At 58.5% G+C, this 1,972-nt stretch carries 2 protein-coding genes and 1 pseudogene; all 3 read left to right on the forward strand.

Annotated elements, in window-relative coordinates:
* Positions 1-183 (forward strand): annotated as a pseudogene (locus B2W52_RS02910) (hypothetical protein); the annotation flags it as partial.
* Between the two features lie 260 nt (positions 184-443).
* Positions 444-887, forward strand: coding sequence for a MerR family transcriptional regulator (locus B2W52_RS02915; RefSeq protein ID WP_286801161.1), 444 nt, complete (start codon positions 444-446; stop codon positions 885-887).
* Positions 888-893: 6 nt separating this feature from the next.
* Positions 894-1,972: cation transporter (locus B2W52_RS02920; RefSeq protein ID WP_286801163.1), on the forward strand; the 1,079-nt coding region annotated here is incomplete at its 3' end.

A 1,972-nucleotide genomic window follows, 5' to 3' on the forward strand; every position in this document is an offset into this window, starting at 1 on the left:
TTGTCCAGCGGTGAAAGCTGGGGCCCCCTGGGTGTTCTGATCGCTGCGCTGATCACGCCTATTATTGTTCTGCAGCTCAAGCTGGCGTGTCCGGCCTGTGGCCACAAGATTGGCTGGCAGGCGAAGCTGATGGCGCCAGATCAATGCAAAACCTGCGGTACGTTTCTGCGCTCGCGGGATTGACTGCCCTCCTTCGACTTTCCCTCCTCAAGAAAACCTTTGACCTGTGAGTTGCTCACAGGTTTTACGCTATGGTTAATATATGGAGCTTGCCGTGTCGGAGCGGGGTTGGCTTCCGAAAACCGCTGCAAGTACGTCCGTGTAAGCTTGCTCTGAGCCATCCCTGGCTCAGAGCATTTTCGGAAGCCAACCCCGCCCCGTCACTCCGCTAGCTTTCGCGATGTATTCCTGGCGATCTCCCGTAGGTGGAGTGGAACAAGACGATGAAGGTAAAAGAGCTTGCAGAAGCTGCTGGCGTAAACCCGGATACGGTCCGGTTTTACACCCGCGAGAACCTGCTCAAACCGACCCGTAACCCGGACAACAACTACCAGCAGTTCGATGCCGAGGATCTTCGACGGCTTCGGTTTGCCCGTAAGGCGCGGCAGCTGGGATTTTCGTTGCCTGAGATACGACAGATTCTGGATCAGGCGGACGATCATCATTCGCCCTGTCCGATGGTTCGGGATGTGTTTCAGCATCGGTTGGCGGAGGTTGAGCGGGAGATTCGGGAGCTGCAGCAGTTGCGCAAGCGGATGACCGCCGCGCTGGCCGCCTGGCAGGACATGCCCGATGGCACGCCAGATGGCCATACCATTTGCCGGTTGATCGAACACTGGGATGATCCGGCGCCCTGTTGCGGGGCAAGTGAACAGAACGAGGAGTGATTCTGGATGACTGACACACCTGTTTTACAAACCACTCTCAGCATTTCCGGAGCTTCCTGCCAGGGCTGCGTGAAGAAGATTCGCAGCGCCCTGGAGCCGTTGACAGGCGATGCTGAGCTGGTTGAGGTCGATCTGGAAAAACAGACCGTGGACCTGCCGGAGGGCGTGGATGCTGATGAGGCGGCTCGGATTGTCACCGAGACCGGCTACCCGGCCGAGCCTTTCCAGGAAGACGCCGAGCCGGCCAGTTGCTGTTCTTCAGGGAATGAGGATGAGGCCGATACCGCCGACGACTCGGAAGATCAGGCAACCGAGGCAGATTCTGCTCCGACTGGTTCTGGGGCAGCAGCCGGTGCGGACGGGCAGATTCATCTGTCCGTGACCGGTGCTACCTGTTCTTCCTGTGTAAACACCATTGAGAAGGCCCTGATGTCGGTCTCCGGTATCAGCCATTCCCATATGAACCTGGCGGACAATACCGCCACGGCCACGGGTGATGCCGATCCCGAGGCGCTGGTGAAGGCAATAGAAAATGCCGGTTATGGCGCCAGCGTGATCGAGGACGAGGACGAAGCGGACGCACGCAAGCAGGAGGAAGACCGGAAGCAGTACAAGACACTGCTGATAAAGATGGCCGTGAGTCTGAGCCTGGGTCTTGGGCTGATGGTCTACGGCATGGGTTTCGACACCATGATGGTGACGGATGCCAATCAGCTCACCTGGCTGAACCTGGGCATTCTCACTCTTGGGGTAATGATCGCTACCGGACGACACTTCTACACTGGTGCTTGGAAGGCATTCCGGCACCATAACGCCAACATGGACACCCTGATTGCCCTGGGTACCGGCACCGCCTGGCTTTATTCCATTGTCGTCACCAGTATTCCCGGCGCGTTGCCGGAGATGGCTCGCCATGTCTACTTTGAGGCCTCGGCGATGATCATCGGCCTGATCAACCTGGGTCAGGCCCTGGAGCTTCGGGCCAAAGGCAAGACATCGGAGGCGGTGCGCCGGTTGCTGGACCTGCGGGCGAAAACCGCGCGGGTGATTCGGGATGGTGAAGAGCAGGACATTCCGGTAGAGGA

It is taken from the genome of Marinobacter sp. UBA2498 (assembly GCF_002341575.1).
In the GTDB taxonomy this organism is placed as follows: domain Bacteria; phylum Pseudomonadota; class Gammaproteobacteria; order Pseudomonadales; family Oleiphilaceae; genus Marinobacter; species Marinobacter manganoxydans.

Bases quoted from the DNA above. Each gene is read 5' to 3' on its own strand.
- B2W52_RS02915 (WP_286801161.1), top strand. From the start codon at position 444: ATGAAGGTAAAAGAGCTTGCAGAAGCTGCTGGCGTAAACCCGGATACG.